Origin of the sequence: Zobellella aerophila (genome assembly GCF_039539325.1) — a bacterium.
In the GTDB taxonomy this organism is placed as follows: domain Bacteria; phylum Pseudomonadota; class Gammaproteobacteria; order Enterobacterales; family Aeromonadaceae; genus Oceanimonas; species Oceanimonas aerophila.
Map to the genome: position 1 here is coordinate 145928 of NZ_BAABCX010000003.1, position 22415 is coordinate 168342.

Here is a 22415-nt window from a genome sequence, read left to right on the forward strand (position 1 = left end):
CTCACTGCCTGAGCCTAACGCGGACAGGGTGTCGGTGCGCTGACGGGCAGCTTGTCAAAGGCTAGCACAGGACAATTCATATTTCATATGGATTTATATGTTTTGTCGAATTGAAATGCCGCTACCGATTGGCTCATTGACCCTTCACTTATCTGGAAGCGTAAATTGCCCCAACTTTGTGCAAAGTCAGGCAGATAAGGGGAGTTCGGCACGGTTCACATCTTGTCTGCCAAGCAGGGAAAACGGGCGGGACGAGGGCGGCCGCCTGTGCCCGAATTCAGGCGGCTCCGGCGAACCGGCGCAGGCAGTGCCTGGCGACCAGAGTCCAGTGTGACATGGTCTCTTTCAGTTCGGCGTGCTGATGCTGTGTTTCATCGCGGGCAAGAAATTGTTTGGCCATGTCACCGGCGCACCAGTTGGCCGTGTTGGCTGCCACGACCCGGCCCTCATGGGTGACGATCAAGGCTTCCTCCGGCACCTGCATCAATTCGGTAACGAGTATCCTTTCAAGTTTGTGCAGGGCAATATCCGCACCGGCAATACCGACAAACTCACCGCCTATGTGAATGGGTCTGGAGAAGGTCAGGATGTACATGTCCTGTCCATAAAGATCCACGTAGGGTCCGATAACGGCACTGTGAGCAGTTTCCCTTGGTCGGGAAAACCACGGCATTTTTATGTAGTTGTAATAGTTTTCGCTGTTCTGGTTGAAGTTCAGCGGAAGGGGCGCCAGCCGGTCACCGGTACTCTTGTGCCACCATTCGCAACACATTTCCCTGTCGATGAAAATATTGGGAGCAAATACCACGCCATTGCCCTGGATGCAGGGGTGGCCCGTGGTCAGATGGGCCGATATTGAGGATTTGAGTGGGGACAAGTCCGCTGACTTCGGTCGAATACCCTGATGGGCAAGCGGCTGCAGGATGGCGGTCACTTCATCATGGATAATATCTATCTGCTTGAAGATACTGGCGATAGCAGAATTTATCCGGGTGGCACATTGGTTGAGTCTGGCTTCATCCATGATATAGCCCTTCTTTCATTATTCGCGGACTAACATCCAAGCCGGTCGGTTTTGCGACTTGAATGTATCTCTGTTCGGCGGCGCGGATATGTTACGCGGATAAAAAGGTTAACATATGGTTACGTATTTTAACAGGTGGTTTTTTTGTAACCAGCGGCATCGTGTCCGGCGTCTCGGTTACAGCGCCAAACCAACAACGCAGGGGGCCTGCCCAATCATTCATTTTGGTTGGACAACATCTCTAACTTGAGGTTGATCAGTTTTTTTATACCCCGGGAGACGTGGGCTTCCGCCAGGGCGCCGGCCAGGTTGATGTCACCTCCGGCAATGGCCTCATAAATGGCTTCATGTTCGCTTTGAATGGCTTCGGGACTCGAGGTCCCCGGTAACCATAGTAACTCCCCCAGCTCGGCCTGCAGGCGGATTTCGGCATGGGTGAGCCTGACCGACTGCGAGGCGACGGCGACTTCAATGTGAAAGCGGGCATCGGCCCGGCGGCGTTCCCGTCGCGACTCCGCCTTGCCGAGTGCCTGAATATAGTGTTCCAGCCGCTGATGGTGCTCCGGGGCCGCCCGTTTTGCCGCCAATCTGGCCGAGGTTCCCGAGATGGCGAGGTGTTCATCGCACAGATCCCTGAGCTCTATGGTGCTGAGCTCATGCAGGCGCTTGAGCAGTATCTCTGTCGGGAGTTCTGCGGCGTGACGCACAAAGCTGCCGCCATTGCGTCCCCGGCGTGTTTCAATGGCGCCTTGCTGACGCAGATAAGCCAGTGCTTCTCGCAGGGTGACGGTGGCGACCCCGAACTGCATGGCCAGTTCGGTTTCACTGGGCAGCTGTTGTCCTTCCGCAAACAAACCGAGATCAATCGCCTCCATCAAACGGCGTACCACTTCTTCGGTTCGGCCTTCCTGGCGGATCCGAATAAATGAGCCAGAGTGCTGGGCGAATGTATCGTTCATGCTTCTTGAAACCTTATCTTGAGCTGCTATTGGGCCGGAGCTATTGATGAATGGCTATTTCCAGACTAAACAGCGGTTAATTGATGCTAACTTGAATAGCAGGCTGGATATCCGCCAAAGCAGTATATCATCAAAGCATAAATGTACAGGAGGAGGCAACTGAATCGCTCGGAGGCGACGGGGGTTAGCTATCATCGCGGTATGCCCTCGAAGCATACCGCGATTGGGGGATCAGAACGGGTAGCGCAGGCTCGGCATCCACCATTTCCAGAGTGCTTCAAGTTCGCCGCTGGCTTTCACCGCCGCCAGCGCCTCGTTCACCCTGGCCAGCCATTCCGGCCGCCCTTTGCTGATGGCGATGCCCCATTCATTCCTGGTGGGAGCGGTAAAGGCAATCGCCAGATCCACTTCCTCGGCCAGGGGCACCAGGGCCACATCATCATCCACGAAGGCGTCGATGTCACCATTACGCAGGGCCTGGACCATGTCTCCCATCACGTCATCGGAGTTGCCGGCAAAAGGCACGGTGATACAGCCGGTAAAGGTTTCGGCCAGCGCCATGTTCAGGCTGTTGGCGATGGCACCCACCCGCTTGCCCACCAGGTCGGCCGGGCCCTTGATGGGGCTGTCTCGCAGTATCATCACCGCCTCATCGAACACCGCATAGGGTTGGGTGAAGTCGGCGAGAGTCTTGCGGTATTCGGAGATACCCTGGCCGCACAGCAACATATCCCCCTGGTTCGCCTCCAGCGCCGGATAGAACTCGGCCCAGCTCTGATACACCAGCTCTGTCTCCAGCCCCATTTTGCTGGCCAGCAGCCTGGCGACATCGGTCTCGTAGCCGTGGCGATAGCCGTTTTCATCCTTCCAGAATAGGGGCGGAGCCGGCAGATCGGCACAGATGACCCTGAGTTTCTGATCCTGTTGTTCGGCAAGGCTCATGGCAGGTACTCCATATACATTTTCTTCTCCCAGTCGGTGACCACGGCGCAGAAGCGGGCCCACTCATCGGCCTTGAGATCCCGATACAGGGCGGCCATTTCCCCGGGCAGGGCGCTGCGGATCACCTCATCCTGGTCAAAGCAGTGAATGGCCTCGCCCAGGGTTTTCGGCAGCATGCGGGACCGATCCGGCGTGGCCGGAATGCTGTTGCTGTTATCCGGCGCCCCCGGATCCGTCTTGTTGCGCAGCCCGTCTCGCATGGCGGCGAGCAGCAGGGTGTGGGAAAGATAGGGGTTCACGCTGGCGTCGGGAATCTTGTACTCCAGACGACCGTTGGCAGACAGGCGCACGGTACAGGTTTTGTTGTCCATGCCCCAGTTGACGCAGTTGGGGGCGAACAGGCCGGCGTCCCAGTAGCGCTTGTAGGAGTTGACGGTGGAAGCCATCATCATCATGGAGCCGGGGGCGTGTGCCAGGACGCCACCCAGTGCATGCTGACCGATCTCGGTCAGGTGCAGGTCGCGACGTCCCGGTTCGGCCAGCACGTTATGATTGCCCCGCCACAGGCTGAAGTTGTGGTGGCAGCCATTGCCCATGCTACCGGTGGTGGGCTTGGGCATGAAACTGGCCTGCACCCCGAACTCGCTGGCGACCTGGCGGCAGATCATGCGATAGGTCATCAGCCGGTCGGCGGTCAGCTCGCACTGGTCGAACATCCAGTTCAGTTCCAGCTGGCCCGGATCCTCGTAATCGCCCTCGATCATGTCCAGCCCCATGGCGGTGGCGTATTCCATCACCCGCTTGTAGATGGGGCGCATCAGCTCGAGGTTGCCCATGTGATAGGCGGGGCTGGCACCTGGACGAACATGGACTTCCAGCTTTTCGCCCAGCCAGGACATTTCGGGCTCGCAGCCGGTTTTCATCTGCAGGCCGGTTTCATCCCGGAAGGCCCTGTGGGTGTCGATCAGCAGGCTACGCGCATCCGTGGCCAGGGTCTGTCCGCCGATTTCGGGGATGTGCTCCGGCTCGTAGAGACGGCAGAAGAAGGAGCCGACAGACTCATCCCAGGGCAGCACATTGAAGCTGTCCATGTCCGGCATGGCGGTAAACTCGGCCGCCTGGGCGCCCCCGCCGAGCAGCACGCCATCCCGGGTGGTCTGTAGATCGGCAATGGCGGTGCGATGGAACTGAATGCCTTTCTCAAGATTGCGCAGCAGGTGCTTGGCCGGGACCACCTTGGCGATGACCCGGCCCGTCAGGGTCACCACCTGATAGTAGAGATATTCAACGCCGGAGTCCTTGACGCGAGCCGCGAGTTCCCGGGCCTGAACGGAGCCGGTATTGTGCTCTCTGTGTAAATCTAAAGCGGTCATTTTAACTCTCCTTGTTGCGCCTTGAGCGCTACGCAATGGGTGCAATTTCTGATTTGGTCGGTGCCATCTCAGGTCAAATTAAATATAAAATATGGTTTTATAGTTTTCAATGTGAAAGTCACCCCGATAACACATTTTTTACATCGTCGGTGAGGTGACATGATCAGGCGGTGATCGGGCGGTATTTGCGGAAAAAGTTCGCCACCCAGGCGGCGGACCGGGTGTTATCGACGCTCAGTTGCTCCAGGCTGCTCAGGGCGGTATCGGCCTGTTCCCGGGTCAGCATGGTGCCCGCATAGCGGTGTGCCAGGGCGCTCATGTAATCGGTGGTGAACTCGGGGTGATATTGCACCGAAAGCGCCGGGAACGGGTAGCTCAGCACACCGTGACGGCAATGGCCAGAACCTCCCAGCACCCGGGCCTCGGGCGGCAGCTCCACCACCTGATCCTGGTGGAAGACAAAGGCGGCGCCAGCCGTCGGGCCTTCTTCCGGATAGTGGTACTGCTGGGCCCCCAGGCCCCATCCCTGCTCTGCCTTGCGGGTGCGGCCACCGTAGGCGTCCGCCATGATCTGGTGGCCGAAGCAGATGCCGAACACCGGGCGTTGCAGCTCGCGTAATCGCTGTAAAAAGCGCAGCAGAGCCTCCATCCAGGCGGCGCCTTCATAGCAGCTGTGGCGTGAGCCGGTCAGTATGTAACCGTCGAATGCCAGCGGATCCGGCAGGGGTTCCCCCGTTACCGGAGACACCTGGCTGAAACGGGCCTCCGGCAGGGCGGGGACCAGCCAGCGTTCGATCATCGCCGGATAACTGGCAAAGCTGCCCTGTAAATCTTCCGGCACCAGGCCGTTTTCGATAACGCACAAGCGCAATGGGGCGCGAGTCACATGTTCCATGGGCTGTCCTGTTTATTGAGCAAGGGATAAGGTCCGGCAAGTTGGGCGGTTACAGCGAACTCACCACTGTCTTGAGCCAAGCCAGCGCCACGTCACCGGGCAGTTCGCCGCTGGAGGCGTCGTGCCGGCCCCGTTCGGCGATCTCCGTGGCGCCCAGGGCGAGGAGCTGATCGGCCATGATCTGGCTGCCCTTGTTGAAGGTTTCATAGAAGCTGTCGCCCAGGCCAAAGGTAGCGAAGCGAAGCTGGCTCAGCTCCGGTTGCTCGCTGACCAGCATGTCGAACAGGGGCTGGGCCGAGTTTGGCAACTCACCGTTGCCATAGGTCGAACAGACCAGGAGCAGCACGTCTTCCTGCCGGATGTCGTGAATATCGAAATCCGCCATGTCATGGGCACAGGCCTCGAAATCGGAGGCCAGCGCCTCGACGATATCGTCGGCCACCATTTCCGCATTACCGGTTTCGGTACCAAACAGTGTGATAATTTTCATGATTGAGGCTCTCCCTGATGGATATCGTTCACAATCCGCAGCATCTCGGCGGTATCCCTTATTTTTTGGCGTATTCTTCCTGCGGGCGCGGCGGCGACTTCGGCCGCGTCTATGCGTTTCCAGCCGGCATAATCGACGAGCTTTCCGGTAATGGCGGCTGGCAGAGCGGCAAAGCCGGGCTTGCCGAGGCCCATGGCGGCCGCCTGGGCCAGGATCAGCGCCGCAACGGCCTTGGCGTCGGCCCGGTTTTCGGGAATGGTGCCGGTTGGCCCCCGCTTGAACCATCCTGTGCAATACAGTCCCGGAGCCAGCTGGCTGGCGTCGGGATCGGCACCGGTACGGCTCAGGCCGTGCTTACAGAAGTGGCTGTCCGGCTGCTGGGTGAAACCGATGGCGGTGATCACGCTGTCGGCGGTTAGTCGCAGGCTTGTCTTACTGCCGTCGGTGGCCTTGAAGCGGAAGCGGTAGCCGTCCTCCTCGGTGTTTAGCGACTCGGGCTGCCAGCCAAAGTGAAAGCTGATGTCGAGCTCTCCCTGTCCGACTCTTTTCAGGGCGCGCAACGCCTCCAGTTTGGCGGCCACGGCCTTGTCTTCCTCGCCGCCCGGCTCCGGCAGGTCGCGAATATCGAAACGGGCGCGCCGCAGGCCGGCCAGCTCGCGCAGCATCAGGGTATCGAACTTGGCCTGCCGGGCCGGCGAGCGGCCGACGATATGAATGTGCCTGAGCGGGGTTGCAAGCAGCCGGCCCAGTACCTCGTCGGTGATTTCCGAGTTGTCGAACTCCTCGACAGACTTGGCCAGCAAGCGCAGCACATCGATGGCCACGTTGCCGTTGCCGACGATGACGGTGGTCTCGCCCAGTCGGGGGCGGAAACCCTGTTCGTCGGGATGATCGTTCAACAGCCGGGTCAGCCGGCCCGCACCATAGACTCGGGCCTGGTCGGCACCCGGAATATCCAGCGGACGATCCCCGTGTAGGCCGGTGGCCAGCACCACGATATCGTAAGCCTCACGCAGGACATCCAGCGGGATATCCCTGCCGATCTCGACATTGCCGGCAAAACCGATGTTGTCTCGTTCGAACAGCCGCTCGAACTGGCGGACGACGTTCTTGGTGCCCGGATGGTCGGGGGCCACGCCGTAACGCACCAGACCATAGGGCACCGGCATGCGGTCAAACAGGGTTATCTCGGCGTGCGGCCATTCCTTGCGCAGGGCCTGGGCGAGGTAACACCCGGACGGACCGCTGCCGACGATGGCGACGGTCGGGCTCTTCATGCCATCACCACGGCGTCGAATGCGATTGGCATGGTGATGGCCCCGGTGTTGCCGCTATCGGGCAGCCAGGTGGCATGACCGTTGTAGCGTGGATTGTGCATCCGCTGGGCCAGCAGGGCGAGGGCTTCGGTCATGTCGCCCCGGGCGATGAAGTGGCCGATGCAGTGGTGGGCACCGGCGCCGAATCCGAAGTGCGGGCAGCGTTTGGCGGTGATATCGAACTCGGGGTTGGGCATGGCCCTGGGATCGGTGCCGGCCGACTGGCTGAACAGATGGACGGTGGTGCCCCGCTTGATATCCAGCCCCTGGAAGGTGAAGTCTTCCAGTGCCTCGCGGGTCACCCAGGTGACGGTGGGGCGCACGCGCATCACTTCTTCCACGGCGGCCCGGGCGAGTTCCGGTTGCTGGCCCAGCAAGGCCCACTGCGCCGGATGCTGCATAAACATGTCCATGGCCAGGGAAAGCTGGTTGCGGGTGGTGTCAATGCCGCCAAAGATGGCCAGCACTATCATGTCGTACAGCTCGGTATTACTCAGGGCTTCCTGATCTTCCTGGTTGGCCCGGATCAGGTTGCTGAGGAAGTCGTCGCCCAGCCCCTGCTGTTTCAGGTTGGCGACCGCCTGCTCCGCATACTGGAACAGCTTGTCGGTGGCGGTATTGACGACGCTTTCGTCCTGCTTGAAGGTCACGCCCAGGGCCAGGCCCATGTCGCTGGCCAGGATTGCCAGCGCTTTCCACTCGGATCTGGGTAGGCCCAGCAGGGTACAGATCACTTGGGTGGCGTAGGGCTCGGCAAACTGGGAGACAAAATCGCAGTGACCATCATTGATGAAGTCATCGATCAGCTCGCGGGCGATCTCCTGAAACACCGGGGTCAGCTTCTTGACCAGTTTGGGGGCGAAGGCCGGATTGGCCAGGCGGCGCAGGCGGGAGTGATCCGCGCCTTCACGGCTCAGCAGCATGCGTATCCACCAGTCGGAGAAGCTGCCGGTGGCCTTGTTGTGGGCCGGCCAGGCATAGCTACCCTGACGCAGACGCTGGTCGCGCAGCAGGTGGTTGACCTCGTCGTAGCGCAGAACGGCAATGCCGTAAGGTGTTCGCGCGCACCAGCTTTTCTCCCTGGCAGCGATCACCTCGGGCGAACGCATGGAGAACGCGGGATCGGCGACATCGAGATAGGGGATATCTTCGAGGGTGTTCTGGGGACAGGAAAGCATGGACTACCTCCGTATATATGCTGCCTTTGATATTCCGTTCAGGCTTGTCGTATTCGTTAGTGACGGTGAGTCACGGATCGTGTTCGTGTTACGGGGCGGGTCGTGAGACGGGCCCGAGTACCAATAAAGTTAAAATATGGTTTTATATTTTTCAAGGATAATTTCAGCCATACTTGCCCTGCTGTGGCGTTGACAGCGCTTGCTTTTCCGGTTTCCAGGGCGAAGGGCACGAAAATAACGGGAGTGATTGGCAAAAATGGTGAGTTAAGATATGGTTTAATATGTTTTAAGCCAGGAGGATGATTTGCCATGAACATTAGCCGTGCCGTCGCACTGATTCATGCGGAGACGGATCTCCCCGGCAGCCTGCCGGAACTGCTGTCGGAGCTGGGAATTACCCTCGATGTTATCTCCGTCAACGATGTGCTCCCGGCGCCATCGGAGCTTGAACTGCTGTTCGTCATGGGCAGTATCGAATCCGCCTATGACGACAGCTTGCCCTGGATGGCAAAAGAGGTGGCCTGGTTGCGGCAGGTGGTGGACAGCGGGGTACCTGTGCTGGGTATCTGCTTTGGCAGCCAGCTGCTGGCCAGGCTGCTGGGGGGAAGCGTGTCGCGCAATCGCCAGCCGGAAATCGGCTGGTGCCACATCGATACACCGGACGACGGCTGGTCGCACCAGGGGCCATGGCTGAACTTTCATTTCGATGCGTTCATCGCGCCGCCGGGGGCGACCCTGCTGGGCAAAACCGAGCTGGCCCAGCAGGCGTTCCGTCATGGCAAGGTCATGGGGGTTCAGTTTCATCCGGAAATAACCGTGGACATGTTCGATACCTGGACGGCGGGCTGGCGGCAGACCGGGGAGGGGCGTCGCTTCCTGGAGAAGGTAGGCGACCTGCCCGACCGGCTTCGCCGGGAAATCGAACAGAGGCAGCCGGAAAACAGGGCCAATTTGAGCCGGCTGTTGCAGGACTTTCTGCAGTCCCTTGGCGCAGTCGGTGCCGGGATGGAGCCGAATTGTGTTCAGACACCAGTGAGTCAATAGGCTGATATAAGGAAACCGAAATGAGCCAGATAAGCAAAACGGATTGGGAAGCGCGTTACGAGCAGCTGCAAATAGAGGGGCGCTGCTTTATCAATGGTCAGTACCGGGAGGCGCAGCAACAGCAGACATTCGACTGTATCAGCCCCATCGATCAGCGACTGCTTGCCAGGGTTGCCAGTTGTGATCAGGAGGATGCGGAGCTGGCGGTCAGCAATGCACGGCAGACCTTCGTGTCCGGGGTGTGGTCGCGCCTGGCACCAGTCCGGCGCAAGGCGGTGTTGTTGCGCTTTGCCGAGCTGATCACCGAGCATGGCGAGGAACTGGCGCTGCTGGAAACGCTGGACATGGGCAAGCCTATCGGCGATTCGCTGGCGGTGGATGTGCCGGCCACCGAGTGCGCCATTCGCTGGTCTGCCGAGGCGATCGATAAAATCTACGATGAGGTGGCCGCCACCGGCCACGATGAGCTGGGTCTGGTCACTCGCGAACCCGTCGGCGTGGTGGCCGCCATCGTGCCCTGGAACTTCCCGATGATGATGGCCTGCTGGAAACTGGGGCCGGCCCTGGCGAGCGGCAATTCGGTGATCCTCAAGCCATCGGAAAAATCCCCGTTGACCGCCATTCGGCTGGCGGCGCTGGCCCTGGAAGCGGGCCTGCCCGCCGGTGTGCTGAATGTATTGCCCGGTTACGGCCACGCGGTCGGCAAGGCGCTGGCCCTGCATATGGATGTGGATACCCTGGTATTTACCGGCTCCAGCCGGATTGCCAAGCAATTGATGATCTATGCCGGCGAGTCGAACATGAAACGGGTCTGGCTGGAGGCCGGCGGCAAGAGCCCGAACATTGTCTTTGCCGACGCACCGGATCTGGGCGAGGCGGCCCGGACGGCGGCGGCGGCCATCGCCTTTAACCAGGGGGAGGTCTGTACCGCCGGCTCCCGCCTGCTGGTGGAAGCCTCCATCAAGGATCTCTTTGTAGAGAAGGTGGCGAACGCGCTGCAGGAGCACTGGCAACCCGGGCACCCGCTGGATCCGCAAACCCGGGTCGGCGCCCTGGTGGATCAGGGGCAAACCGATACCGTGCTGGGCTATATCCGGGCTGGTCAGGAGGAGGGAGCCCGGCTGGTCGTGGGTGGCCGGCGGGTACGGCAGGAAAGCGGTGGTTTCTTTGTCGAGCCGACCCTGTTTGACGACGTCACCAACGAGATGCGCATCGCCCGCGAGGAAATCTTCGGCCCCGTGTTGTCGGTGATCAGTTTCGAGGGTTTCGAGGAGGCCATCGCCATCGCCAACGACACCATCTATGGCCTGGCGGCGGCGGTGTGGACCCGGGATCTGTCCAAGGCGCACCTGGCAAGCAAGGCCTTGCGCGCCGGCAGCGTATGGGTGAACCAGTACGACAGCGGCGACATGACGGCCCCCTTTGGCGGCTTCAAGCAGTCGGGCAATGGCCGTGACAAATCCCTGCATGCGTTCGACAAGTACACCGAGCTGAAGGCCACCTGGATCAAGCTTTAGGCTCAGAACAAGCCATGCTGCTGTTATCAACGTAGTCAGGGCATAGGCGCGAGATAACCAGGAGCCATCGGCGGCCAGGTAGCGCACCGTTGAAAAAGCCGGAGATGGCCGACGTCAGCAGCCCTCGCCAATAAACGACAAAAGCACCACGAAGGTGCTTTTGTCGTTTATTGGCGAGGGATTAAAGGCTTAGCCGACCCACTGGGTGAACTGGGCGAAGATCAGGAAGCCGATGGCGATGGCGATCCAGATGGCGAACAGCGGCAGGAAGAACTTCACCCACTTGTTCCAGGTGACACCGGCCAGGGCCAGGGTCGCCATAAAGTAGCCAGAGGTGGGGTAGAGGATATTGCTCAGGCCGTCACCCAGCTGGTAGGCCAGGACCGCGGTCTGGCGGGTCACGCCGAGCAAGTCGGACAGGGGCGCCATGATCGGCATGGTGACCAGGGCCTGACCGCTGCCTGACGGGATAATGAAGTTGAAGCCAAGCTGCGCAAAAAACATGCCGATGGCCGACAGGACTGACGGCAATCCACCGACCAGGTTGCCCAGGCCATAGACCAGGGTATCCATGATCTGGCCGTCTTCCAGGACCACGGCAACGGCGCGGGCGACACCGCAGATCATGGCGCCGACCAATACGTCACGGAAACCTTCGTTAAACCCTTCGCAGATATCGGTGGTGTTCAGACCGGCGATCAGGCCGACGGTGATCCCCATGATGATAAACAGGCCGGCCATTTCCATCATAAACCAGCCCTGGGTCATCACGCCCCATACCAGCAGGCCGAAGAAGCCGAAGGCGGCGAGGGCGGCCCATTTCTGACGTGTGGTCGCGTTCAGTTCAGTCTCGTCGGCCCCATGCAGGTAACGGGCGCGCTTTTCCTTTTCCTTGGCGTCATCGCCCATCAGGCTCAGCTCGGGATTATTACGTACTTTCAGGGCGTAGCGGGTGACGTAGAAGATACCGACCAGCAACACGGCGGCAAAAGCCAGGGCGCGCAGCAGCATGCCCGAGTAGACCGGCAGATCGGCCAGTTGCTGGCCAAGGCCGGTGTTGATGGGGTTGAGCACACCTGTGGTAAAGCCGGCGGTGGTGGCGCACAGGGCGACGGCGGCGGCGGTGACCGAGTCGAAGCGCAGGGCGATCATCAACGGCAGGATCACGGGCACATAGACCAGGGCCAATTCCTGGGTACCGATCAGGGTGGCGATCACCGCAAAGGTGGTCATCAGCACCGGTATGATCACTATCGTGTTATGGGCAAACTTGCGGGTCAGCTTATCGACCCCCACCTCGATGATGCCGGTGCGGCGCAGTACCATGAACATGCCGCCGATGACAAAAGTGAAGAACACCACGGTACCGGCGCTCATCAGGCCCTTGGGGATGGCCAGCATAAAGTCGACCAGGCCAATCGGGTTGGACTCAATCACTTGGTAGGAGTTGGGATCTATGGTGATTCGGCCGTTGGGGCCGGGGATCCGATCATACTGACCGGCGGGCACTATGTAGGTAAGCACAGCGGCGAGCGCGCTGAACACGAACAAGATGACATAGATATGGGGCATCTCGAACGACTTTTTCTTCTGTTCCACTGTGTCGGCGGAAAACTGATTGGCTTTAGGCATGGGTTCCATGACCTCTCCCTCTTTCACATCAACTGATTAAAGTCCATTTATGCTGGGCTTGCGTAACTCTTTACAAGGTGATGGGCGCAACTCGTTTCCAATATTAATGGGGCTGGTTTGAATCGCACCACTTATCAACCTCACAGGCATTATTAAATATTTAATAACAAGAGATCAACATATTTTGGAATGTATTTCCATTGAGTGGAAATTGAGTTTTTTGTGACTTTAAAGTCAGATTTTTAATTGATGGTTTTCTTTAAGTTGTTGTTTTTGATTGGTTTTATTTTTTGTCGCCGAGTTTGGTAATGATGCCGGTATTATTTGTGTCATTTGGTTTAACTTGTTGTTTTATTTATTTTTCAGTTCGTTTGTTTTGATTTTAATAGAATAAAAATACAATCTAAAAAGTTAGTGTATTATTTATTGAGTTGAGTTTTGTTGTTTATTTTTAGTTATTTTGTATCGCTTGGTTTTGTTCATTGTGGACATAATTTATGTTTTAATTCTTAATCTATAATTATGTAATTAATTGTGGCTGGCAACCCATAGGAAGCGGTTTTTATTGAATCTCTTGGGTGGCGAAGGGAGCTTCCTATCGCGGCTCAGGGCTGCACCACCGGTGGTGGTATCTCAAGGTGTGGTTGGCGGTGAGGATAAGCATGATGGAGCGAAGTGCTGCGCCCGGGAAGGGCATCTTGCCACGACAGGCGGCACGGAGGCTGCTTTCAGCCGGGTAAGAGTTGCTGGCGCCCGCCATATTGGGCACGACGGAAAGCCGGAAGAGCCTATTTCCGTTCGTGTGGCCGAGGCGTTATCGCGCGCGCCGCCTTAACTGCCCGTCATGGCCCATGGCGTTGTTTCATACGCCAGGGAACATCCGCCGCAGCGGGGCTCATGCCAATCCCATTCAGTCTCTGATCATCTTTTGGGCCTCAGCTCCAGAGGCAACAGCAACCGGCTCCTCTTGAGCACCGAGTCGTCCGCAGGCAGCGCCAACAGACTGCTGTGATGCATCAACGAGGGTAAAGGGCGGCACGGGCCTTGACGGCCCCTGGGATTGGGCAGAGGGAAATAAATAACCCGCCAAGCGGCGGGTTATCAGGCATCGGTGAGCGGGGGCGATCAGGAAAGGGCGACTTCCAGCTGGCCCGGCTCGATATGGAACAGATCGCAGTTGTCATCCTTGCCGATGCGGTCAACGATGATAAAACGCTGGGCGTCCTTGAGGGACACCAGCGGGTGGTGCCAGGAGTCGGTGTGATAGTTGATGCCCTGGCGACCATTGGTGATGAACGCCTTGATCTCTTCTATTCTGATCTCGGGACCGCGGGGGGCAACAATCACCAGGAAAGGCTCATTATCCAGCGGGATAAAGGCTTGGGAACCCTTGGGGTGCTTTTCCATCAGGGTGACGGCCAGCGGCATCTGGTAGGGAGCGACGTCCACCAGGCTGATGCCGACATGGGCCGCATCGCCACTGAATTCGGCCTTGGCTACATCATGAAAGCGCAGGGCATTGCCGTCGTTGATGTGGAAGCTGTGCTGACCTTCAGATTCAATCACGTCCCCGAAAGGGGCGAAGGCTTCGGCCGTTAACGGCTGGGCAATAATTCGTAATGTCATAGTTTATCCTTGGCGCTTGGGCCTGAACGTGCTTTACCGAACAGACGCCGGCGGTGAACGCCGACGTCTGCATAGATGTTTATTTTTTATCTTGGCCAGCCGCTCCGGTTTATCGGGTCTGGCAGCCAGACCCGATTCTCGGTGGAGGGCCGGCCGTTGACCGAACGACAACCGCTTGCTGGTGGGGGCGAGTTAACCGTCTGCGCCCCGCGGTTAAGCGCGTCCCTTACTCGGGTAAAATCAGGATCGCGCGAAAATCATTCACATTGGTACGGGTCGGGCCGGTTTCGACCAGCGCATCCAGCTGAACAAAAAAGCCATAGCTGTCGTTATTGGCCAGATAGTCTTCCGCCTTCAGTCCGGCCTGCTCGGCCTGCTGATACAGCTCGGGGGTGATCAGGGCTCCGGCGTTGTCCTCCACCCCGTCGATACCGTCGGTATCGGCCGCCAGGGCATAGACCCGGTTCAGCCCTTTCAGCTCGTTGAACAGGCTCAGCATAAATTCGCTGTTGCGGCCGCCCCGGCCATTGCCCTTGATGGTGACCGTCGTCTCACCGCCGGACAGGATCACGCAGGGCGCCGAGATCGGCTGGTCGCATTTGACCACCTGTTTGGCGATGGCGGCATGAACCTTGGCCACTTCCCGCGCTTCCCCTTCGATGCAGTCACCCAATACCAGCGGGGTGATGTCGTGGGACATGGCCAGATCGGCGGCGGCGTCCAGGGCGTCCTGCGGGGTGGCGATCATATGAAACTCGGCGCGGCTGAGACGTTCGTCGCCGGGCTTGACGGTTTCCGACTCCGGGCTTTGCAGCCAGGCGCGCATGTGGGCCGGCACTTCAATACCATAGTTGTCCAGGATGCTCAGGGCCTGGGCCGAAGTGGTGGGGTCAGCCACGGTGGGGCCGGAAGCGATAACCGTGGGCTCGTCGCCGGGCACGTCGGAAATCCCCAAGGTGATCAGCCGGGCCGGATAGACGGCGGCGGCCAGGCGGCCACCCTTGATGGCGGACAGGTGCTTGCGCACGCAGTTCATCTCGTCGATGGCGGCACCGGATTTCAACAGCGCCTTGTTGATGGCCTGTTTGTCGGCCAGGGTCAGGCCCGGCGCCGGCAGGCTCAGCAGAGAGGAGCCGCCACCGGACAGCAGGCAGATCACCAGGTCGTCTTCACCCAGGGAGCTGACCAGTTCCATCATGCGGCGGCCGACCCGCTCGCCGGCATCGTCGGGCACCGGATGGGCGGCTTCGATAACCTCGATGCGCTCGCAGTCGGCGCCGTGCTCGTAGCGGGTGACCACCAGGCCGGATAATTCACCTTCCCAGATGGCATCCAGCTCGGCGGCCATGGACGCGGCTGCCTTACCGGCTCCGATAACAACGGCTTTTTGACGAGTATCTTCCGGCAAAAAGGCGGCCAGGTTGCCTTTGGGCAAGGCGGCGGCCACGGCGGTGTCGAACAGTTGCCGCAATAATGCTTTTGCGTTTACATCCATAGCAAAATACTCCTGAAAAAGCCTTTATTAATTATTGGGTGAGTTACAGATCGAGCGCTAGCCAGCGGCTCAAAGGTTAATCTATGGGATGGGGCAGCCGACAAGCTTAAGCTCTGAGCTGGGGTGACGGAAGGGCAGTACGGCCAACGCGCGGTGAACAATCTCCCTGGGCGCTCGTCCGCAGCCTCCTTGCTGCGGACGGTCGACTTAACTGTTTCCTTCCATCTCCCGTTGCCGTACGGGTCTCACCGGCGAACAGGCTTGTCGTTTATTGCAGTCCATCACCGCAATACAATTTATTTGCTATCAGCCGATACTCACTCACCACGAATATTGTGGTTAGCCAGGTGCTCCAGGGCTTTTACCATGCCGGAGTGATCCCAGCCGGCGCCGCCCAGGGCGCTGCAGGTATTGAACAGCTCTTGGGCGCTGGCGGTGTTGGGCAGGGCAACACCCAGCTCACGGGCACCGCTCAGGGCCAGGTTCAGGTCCTTCTGGTGCAGGGCGATACGGAAGCCCGGATTGAAGGTGCCCTTGACCATACGCTCGCCGTGTACTTCCAGGATCTTGGAAGAGGCGAAACCACCCATCAGCGCTTCACGTACACGGGCAGGATCGGCACCGGCCTTGGAGGCGAACACCAGGGCTTCGGCAACCGCTTCGATGTTCAGCGCAACGATGATCTGGTTGGCAACCTTACAGGTCTGTCCGTCACCATTACCGCCCACCAGGGTGATGTTCTTGCCCATGGCGTCGAACAGCGGCTTGACCTGGTTAAACACGGACTGCTCGCCACCAACCATGATGGTCAGGGTGGCGTTGATGGCACCCACTTCACCACCGGATACCGGGGCATCCAGGTAGTCGGCGCCGGTTTCATTGATGCGCTTGGCAATGGCCTTGGTGGCAATCGGAGAGATGGAAGACATGTCGATCACGATTTTGCCGGCGGACAGGCCCTCGGCCACACCGTTGGCACCGAACAGCACTTCTTCTACCTGGGGGGTATCGGGCACCATGGTGATGATGACTTCGGCTTCTTGAGCCACGGCGGCCGGGTTGGCCAGGGCAATGCCGTTGTCACCCAGCAGGTCGGCCGGAGCCTTGTTGTAATGCTCGGAGAAATACAGGGTGTGACCGGCTTTTTGCAGGTTCTGTGCCATGGGCTTGCCCATAATACCGGTACCGATAAAACCTATTTTCATGGGATCTTCCTTCTTAATTTGGGTGGGCGCGGACCCCGGAGGGAGCTAGTACTTCAGGGTCCGCGTCCTTAAACATGTTCAGACGGTGCTCAGGTGAAGGAAGGATGCAGCCAAGCCGGCCGTTAGCGCCAGGACCGGAAAATGCTCCTGCCGTTCCGGCATTTCCGCCCTCCATGGCGGTCAGTGGCGCCGCCGCCCCCATGGATGGGGTCACGGCGTGTCGGCGTGTTGCGCCTTCCTTCGCCTGTTCCAACCTTCAGATCTGGTCAGTGCAGGTTGTACTGCTGCAGCCAGCCCAGACCGGCTTCGGTGGTGGTGGCCGGCTTGTATTCACAGCCGATCCAGCCTTCGTAGCCCACTTCGTCCAGGTATTTGAACAGGAAGGCGTAGTTGATCTCGCCGGTGCCCGGCTCGTGGCGGCCCGGGTTGTCGGCCAGCTGCACGTGATTGATGTTGGCCAGGTTGTTCTTCACGGTACGGGCCAGGTCGCCTTCCATGATCTGCATATGATAGATGTCATACTGCAGGTACAGGTTGGCGCTGCCCACTTTTTCGCGGATGGCCTGGGCCTGCTTGGTGTTGTTCAGGAAGAAACCGGGAATATCCAGGGTGTTGATCGCTTCCATCACCAGTTTGATGCCGGCGGCTTCCAGCTTATCGACGGCAAACTTCAGGTTGGCAACGAAGGTGGCCTCGGCCTCTTCGTAGGACACACCCGCCGGCTGGATGCCGGCCAGGCAGTTTACCTGGGAGTTGCCCAGCACCTTGGCGTAGGCGATAGCCTGATCCACACCGGCACGGAATTCTTCCACCCGATCCGGATGGCAGGCGATACCGCGCTCGCCGCCGTCCCAGTTACCTGCAGGCAGGTTGAACAGCACCTGGGTCAGGCCGTTGGCGTCCAGGCGGGTTTTTATATCATTAACCGGGAAAGCGTAGGGGAACAGGTATTCCACCCCCTTGAAGCCGGCCTTGGCGGCGGCATCGAAGCGGTCCAGGAAGTCCACTTCGGTAAACAGCATAGACAGATTGGCAGCTAATTTCGGCATAACAATGTCCTTCACTTAATTCATTTGAGCCGAGCGGTTAGCAGGGGATTGCATCCCCTGCTAGAGACCAGCTTAGTCGAGCAGTGAAATGGCGGTCGGGGCGTCGGCGCCTTTCTCGGCCAGTGCTTCAAACTCGTTGACGGCGTCGATTTCCACACCCATGGAGATATTGGTGACCCGCTCCAGGATGACTTCAACTACCACGGGTACCCGGTGCTCGGCCATCAGTGCCTTGGCCTGTTCCAGGGCCGGGGCGATCTCTTCCGGCTTGAATACCCGGATGGCTTTACAGCCCAGGCCTTCGACCACCGCCTTGTGATCGACACCGTATTCACCCAGTTCGGGGGCGTTGATGTTTTCGAACGACAGCTGTACGCAGTAGTCCATATCGAAGCCACGCTGTGCCTGGCGGATCAAGCCCAGGTAGGAGTTGTTCACCAGCACATGGATGTAAGGCAGCTTGAATTGGGCACCCACCGCCAGTTCTTCAATCATGAACTGGAAGTCATAGTCACCGGACAGGGCGACTACCTGGCGACCGGGCTCGGCGGCGCACACACCCAGGGCTGCAGGAATGGTCCAGCCCAGGGGGCCGGCCTGGCCACAGTTGATCCAGTTACGTGCCTTGTACACGTGCAGGAACTGGGCGGCGGCGATTTGCGACAGACCGATGGTGGAGACATAGGTGGTGTCGCGGCCGAAGACCTTGTTCATCTCTTCGTATACACGCTGTGGCTTGACCGGTACGTTGTCGAAGTGGGTCTTGCGCTGCAGGGTGCGTTTGCGCTCCTGGCACTCGCCAACCCAGGAACTGCGGTCTTTCAGCTTGCCGGCCGCCTTCCATTCTTTGGCGACTTCCACGAACAGCTTCAGCGCTTCGCCGGCGTCGGAGACGATGCCCAGGTCCGGACCGAATACGCGACCGATCTGGGTCGGCTCTATATCCACGTGCACGAACTTACGGCCCTTGGTGTAGACGTCGACGGAACCGGTGTGGCGGTTGGCCCAGCGGTTGCCGATACCCAGCACGAAGTCGGAAGCCAGCAGGTTGGCGTTACCGTAGCGGTGTGAAGTCTGCAGACCGCACATACCGGCCATCAGCTCGTGATCGTCGGGAATAGTGCCCCAGCCCATCAGGGTCGGGATCACCGGTACGCCCAGCACTTCGGCAAACTCGGTCAGCAGGTCGGCGGCATCGGCGTTGATCACGCCACCACCGGAAACCAGCAACGGCTTGTCGGCATCGTTGAGCATGGTCAGCGCTTTTTCCACCTGGATGCGGGTGGCGGCCGGCTTGAACGGGGTCAGCGGCTGGTAGGCTTCCGGATCAAATTCGATCTCGGCCATCTGTACATCGAACGGCAGGTCGATCAGCACGGGACCGGGACGGCCGGAGCGCATGATGTGGAAGGCCTGCTGGAAAGTACCGGGCACCTGGGCCGGTTCCATCACGGTCACCGCCCATTTGGCAACCGGCTTGGCGATGGATTCAATGTCGACCGCCTGGAAATCTTCCTTGTGCATGCGGGCGCGGGGAGCCTGGCCGGTGATGCACAGAATCGGAATGGAGTCGGCAGAAGCCGAATACAGGCCGGTGATCATATCGGTGCCGGCGGGACCGGAGGTACCGATACAAACGCCGATATTGCCCGGGTTGGCGCGGGTGTAACCCTCGGCCATATGGGAGGCACCTTCCACGTGGCGGGCCAGCACATGACTGATCGAGCCAAGACCGCGCAAAGCGGCGTAGAAGGGGTTGATGGCCGCGCCGGGAACACCAAAGGCTTTGGTTACACCTTCCAATTCCAGGATTTTGGCGGCTGCTTCGATTGCTTTCATTTTAGCCATAGCTGGTACCCATTCATCTGCGGTGCCTGAGGCACCTGAGTTATGTATCTATACTGGGGTTGGAAAGCGGTCACGCCCGGTGATGGCGATTAACAACTGCTTAACCCATGCACAGATAATACAAAAAAAAATGTGACGATCAACATATTTTTGGAAATCGCTTTTGTAATGTGGAATTAGTTTGTGGCGCGAATGTTCGGGCAGGTTCGGCTATTTTATTTGTAACATACTGTTTGTTATTTTGTTTTCTGTGTTTTTTGTTGAATGTTAAGCACAATTTAGGTTGCTGAGTAAGGGTGTGGAGGGATTTTACTTGTTTTCCATATAGTGGAATTCAATGCTGTTTTTAATTAAAGCGCTTCGGACAGGCCGCTGGACACCTATAGTCGTCGGCATCTTCATTTCTCTTATTGATAAGCGGTGTCATCAGGTCGCGGCCAGGTAGCGGCCGTCATCCAGGTGGATTTTGTTTCGTCTGGCAAGCCGAGACGGAGCCGCCAAGGGTCTGAACACAGGGTCGGAGCCCAAGTAGATCGATCTTTGATTTTATTGCCCTGCAAAAAATGACTGCCTCCTGAACCGCATCTTAGCCATCGGCACTGCTGGATCCTGGGGATGCTCAGCTGTTTGAGCGGTAACTCGATCCTATCGAGTGAAGCACTCCGGCGTTTACCGCATTATTTTCCCTGTATCTTCTGGTGGTTCTAGCCAGTCGCCGCTCCGATTGAGTGTGGCGGCTCAAGAGGGGCGTTTTGCGATGCACAAAAATAACTTGCAAACGCTTTTTGTGCGGTGCAATAATGCAGTGGCGCGCCGAAGCTGTTGTCTTGGTCTGACTGTTGGCGTGCCGGGCGATATGGCCCCCTCATTCTCAGGAGACTTCAGATATGTCATTTTTCGATTTCGATAAGATTCAGAACGCCCAGAAAGCCAACCTGGAGCTGTTGCAGCAACTGAACGGTGCCTTGTTTGCCGGTGCCGAGCAGCTGGGCCAGCTGCAAGTCAAGGCGCTGCGTACCATCGGCGAAGAGAGCTTCGAGAACGCCGCCAAGTTTTATGCGGTACGTGACGCTCAGGCCTTTGCCGAGCTGCAGGTTTCCCTGTTCAACCCGACCGTACAACTGGAGCGGGTACTGGAGTTCAATCGTGAGGCCCTCAGCCTGATCTCCGGTGTACAGGCCGATATCGCCAAACTGGGTGAGCAGCAGGTTGCCGCCGGCACCAAGCAGGCCAAGGAAGTGGTAGATGCCCTGGTCAAGAATGCCCCTGCCGGGTCCGAGCCTGCCGTCGCTGCCCTCAAGTCGGTCATGGCCAATGCCGACAGCGCCTATGAGAGCGCGCAGAAAGCCGCCAAGCAGGCAGCTGAAATCGCCGACAATGCCGGCAAAAAAGCCGCTGAGTTTGCCGAGAATGCCGCCAAGCAGGCCGCCGAGATCGCCGAAAAAGCGACCAAGCAGGCCGCCGAGACCGGTATCAATGCCGCCGCTGCGGCCAGCAAGAACAACCGTGCCGCCAGCAAAGCAAGTGCATAACCACTAACTAAGCGGTACAGAGGTGTTTGCGGCGACCTGGATTATTCCTCGTCGCCGCTTTTTTTGGTATCCAGATCGCCGGCGTCGGGCTTGTCCGCAAAGCCGCCAAACAGGCCGAACATATTCTGGGTATTCTGATAAAGGGCCTTCGACTGCTCCATATACTGGTGCATCAGCTCCTGCATCATCGGCGCCTGGCCATGCATAAAGTCGCGCCAGGCCTTGGATGACTGGGTGCCGGCCTGTGCCTGAATATCGATCATCGACTGGATGCTGTCTTCCAGGTAGCTGCCGAGCACGCCCTGAAAGGGGCCGTAGAAGCGGATGATGTTTTTCAGCATGTTGCTGGAGAAGATGGGGTTCCCGTCGCTTTCCGCTTCCTGGATGATCTGCAGCAGAATGCTGCGAGTCAGATCTTCGCCGGTCTTGGCGTCCACCACCTGAAACGGCTCCTGTTCGAGCACCAGGCGGCGAATGTCGGCGAGATTGAGGTGGCTGCTGGTGCGGCTGTCGTACAGGCGGCGGTTGGGGTATTTCTTGATAATGCGGATATCGTCCTGGCTGCTGTCTGACATGCGACCTGCCCTTATTGCTTGAATATAAAGGCAGTGTATCCCAATCGACGGCACCGCTCAATTTAGCGGCGGCTCCCCGGCCCGTGCCGCGCAGGCCCGAACCGCGGACGGACGGGCCCGGATTACTTACTGGCGCGGATCATCGGCCGGATTGACGTAGTTGACCTCCCAGGGGCCGACCGAGGTCAGCTGAACCACGGTTTCACCCTCGGCAATGGCGTAGTGGCGCATGGCCGGCGGCATGGCGGTGTAGCTACCGGCCGGCAGACGCTGCGCGTTCTCCTTGGCCTGGCTGTCATCCATGCCCAGGTAGAAGATGCCACTCAGCACCGTCACCCGCTCGACCCCGGGATGCGAGTGCAGCGGTACCCGGTAACCATCGGGCAATAGCAGCCGCAGGGTAAAGATACCGGGCTCGGCCGGGTTACCTTCCAGTACCACAAAGCGGGAGCCGGCCGGCAGCGAGGCCGGACCATCCTGCCAACTCATCTGGTCTGGCTGGTAGAGCAGGTGCTGCCCCGGGCCCGGATCCGGCAACTCGACGGCCAGTGCCAGCATGGGCACGGTGGCACTCACCAGACAGCCGGCCAGGGCGGTTCGGAATTTCATGGTGTTTTCCTCCCTCTGACGGGCCCGGTCACCCAACCGGGCCCTGTTTAAATAACTGATACAAATACCGCTACATTTCGAGACAGAAGTCAGGATTCGATAAGCA

The 22415-nt window shown here is 58.9% G+C and carries 19 protein-coding genes; 3 read left to right on the forward strand and 16 right to left on the reverse strand.

The window, feature by feature from the left end; all coding sequences use genetic code 11:
* Nucleotides 1-277: 277 nt before the first annotated feature.
* The 8 genes from ABD806_RS12205 to ABD806_RS12240 all read right to left on the reverse strand — a co-directional run bounded on the left by ABD806_RS12205 (nt 278) and on the right by ABD806_RS12240 (nt 8177).
* A complete protein-coding gene (locus ABD806_RS12205) occupies nt 278-1024 on the reverse strand; it encodes a cache domain-containing protein (protein WP_344958343.1) in 747 nt (248 codons plus the stop codon).
* 215 nt (nt 1025-1239) lie between these two features.
* A complete protein-coding gene (locus tag ABD806_RS12210; RefSeq protein WP_344958345.1) occupies nt 1240-1983 on the reverse strand; it encodes a FadR/GntR family transcriptional regulator in 744 nt (247 codons plus the stop codon).
* 231 nt (nt 1984-2214) lie between these two features.
* Nucleotides 2215-2925, reverse strand: coding sequence for a substrate-binding periplasmic protein (locus ABD806_RS12215; RefSeq protein WP_344958347.1), 711 nt, complete (start codon nt 2923-2925; stop codon nt 2215-2217).
* Nucleotides 2922-4298 carry a glutamine synthetase family protein gene (locus ABD806_RS12220; RefSeq protein WP_344958349.1) on the reverse strand — a complete coding sequence of 459 codons (1377 nt, stop codon included), beginning with the start codon at nt 4296-4298 and terminating at the stop codon, nt 2922-2924. Before ABD806_RS12220 ends, ABD806_RS12215 begins: the two co-directional genes overlap by 4 nt.
* A 163-nt stretch (nt 4299-4461) precedes the next feature.
* Complete coding sequence (locus ABD806_RS12225; RefSeq protein ID WP_344958351.1) at nt 4462-5193, reverse strand: type 1 glutamine amidotransferase; 732 nt, start codon at nt 5191-5193, stop codon at nt 4462-4464.
* A gap of 49 nt (nt 5194-5242) precedes the next feature.
* Nucleotides 5243-5683 carry a flavodoxin domain-containing protein gene (locus ABD806_RS12230; protein ID WP_344958353.1) on the reverse strand — a complete coding sequence of 147 codons (441 nt, stop codon included), beginning with the start codon at nt 5681-5683 and terminating at the stop codon, nt 5243-5245.
* Nucleotides 5680-6960, reverse strand: a complete 1281-nt coding sequence (locus ABD806_RS12235) for an FAD-dependent oxidoreductase (RefSeq protein ID WP_344958355.1) — start codon at nt 6958-6960, stop codon at nt 5680-5682. The genes ABD806_RS12230 and ABD806_RS12235 overlap by 4 nt, the downstream gene beginning before the upstream one ends.
* Nucleotides 6957-8177: a cytochrome P450 gene (locus ABD806_RS12240; RefSeq protein ID WP_344958358.1), complete on the reverse strand. Its 1221-nt coding sequence runs from the start codon at nt 8175-8177 to the stop codon at nt 6957-6959. Before ABD806_RS12240 ends, ABD806_RS12235 begins: the two co-directional genes overlap by 4 nt.
* A gap of 309 nt (nt 8178-8486) precedes the next feature.
* On the opposite strand from ABD806_RS12240, the gene ABD806_RS12245 reads away from it, so the two are divergent.
* Nucleotides 8487-9221 (forward strand): type 1 glutamine amidotransferase, encoded by a 735-nt coding sequence (locus ABD806_RS12245; protein ID WP_344958360.1) that lies wholly within the window; start codon nt 8487-8489, stop codon nt 9219-9221.
* Nucleotides 9222-9241: 20 nt separating this feature from the next.
* Nucleotides 9242-10738 (forward strand): aldehyde dehydrogenase, encoded by a 1497-nt coding sequence (locus tag ABD806_RS12250; protein WP_344958362.1) that lies wholly within the window; start codon nt 9242-9244, stop codon nt 10736-10738.
* A 189-nt stretch (nt 10739-10927) separates the two neighbouring features.
* Here ABD806_RS12250 and ABD806_RS12255 read toward each other — a convergent pair whose 3' ends face one another.
* The 6 genes from ABD806_RS12255 to gcl form a co-directional block, all read right to left on the reverse strand.
* On the reverse strand, nt 10928-12379 hold the full coding sequence (locus ABD806_RS12255; protein WP_344958364.1) for a YfcC family protein: 1452 nt from the start codon (nt 12377-12379) through the stop codon (nt 10928-10930).
* A 1116-nt stretch (nt 12380-13495) separates the two neighbouring features.
* Nucleotides 13496-13996: an ureidoglycolate lyase gene (locus tag ABD806_RS12260; protein ID WP_344958367.1), complete on the reverse strand. Its 501-nt coding sequence runs from the start codon at nt 13994-13996 to the stop codon at nt 13496-13498.
* A 226-nt stretch (nt 13997-14222) separates the two neighbouring features.
* Nucleotides 14223-15491: a glycerate kinase type-2 family protein gene (locus tag ABD806_RS12265; protein ID WP_344958369.1), complete on the reverse strand. Its 1269-nt coding sequence runs from the start codon at nt 15489-15491 to the stop codon at nt 14223-14225.
* Nucleotides 15492-15808: 317 nt separating this feature from the next.
* Entirely contained in the window at nt 15809-16696 is an 888-nt protein-coding gene (locus ABD806_RS12270) for a 2-hydroxy-3-oxopropionate reductase (RefSeq protein ID WP_344958371.1), read from the reverse strand.
* 266 nt (nt 16697-16962) lie between these two features.
* Nucleotides 16963-17745, reverse strand: coding sequence for a hydroxypyruvate isomerase (hyi, locus tag ABD806_RS12275; protein ID WP_344958373.1), 783 nt, complete (start codon nt 17743-17745; stop codon nt 16963-16965).
* A gap of 72 nt (nt 17746-17817) precedes the next feature.
* On the reverse strand, nt 17818-19584 hold the full coding sequence (gcl, locus tag ABD806_RS12280) for a glyoxylate carboligase (RefSeq protein ID WP_425583124.1): 1767 nt from the start codon (nt 19582-19584) through the stop codon (nt 17818-17820).
* A gap of 896 nt (nt 19585-20480) precedes the next feature.
* On the opposite strand from gcl, the gene phaP reads away from it, so the two are divergent.
* Nucleotides 20481-21125 (forward strand): TIGR01841 family phasin, encoded by a 645-nt coding sequence (gene phaP / locus ABD806_RS12285; RefSeq protein ID WP_344958377.1) that lies wholly within the window; start codon nt 20481-20483, stop codon nt 21123-21125.
* Between the two features lie 41 nt (nt 21126-21166).
* On the opposite strand, the gene phaR is transcribed toward phaP, so the two are convergent.
* Together phaR and ABD806_RS12295 are read right to left on the reverse strand one after the other, a co-directional pair.
* Nucleotides 21167-21700, reverse strand: a complete 534-nt coding sequence (gene phaR, locus ABD806_RS12290) for a polyhydroxyalkanoate synthesis repressor PhaR (RefSeq protein ID WP_344958379.1) — start codon at nt 21698-21700, stop codon at nt 21167-21169.
* 126 nt (nt 21701-21826) lie between these two features.
* Nucleotides 21827-22309: a cupin domain-containing protein gene (locus tag ABD806_RS12295; protein ID WP_344958381.1), complete on the reverse strand. Its 483-nt coding sequence runs from the start codon at nt 22307-22309 to the stop codon at nt 21827-21829.
* Nucleotides 22310-22415: the final 106 nt, after the last annotated feature.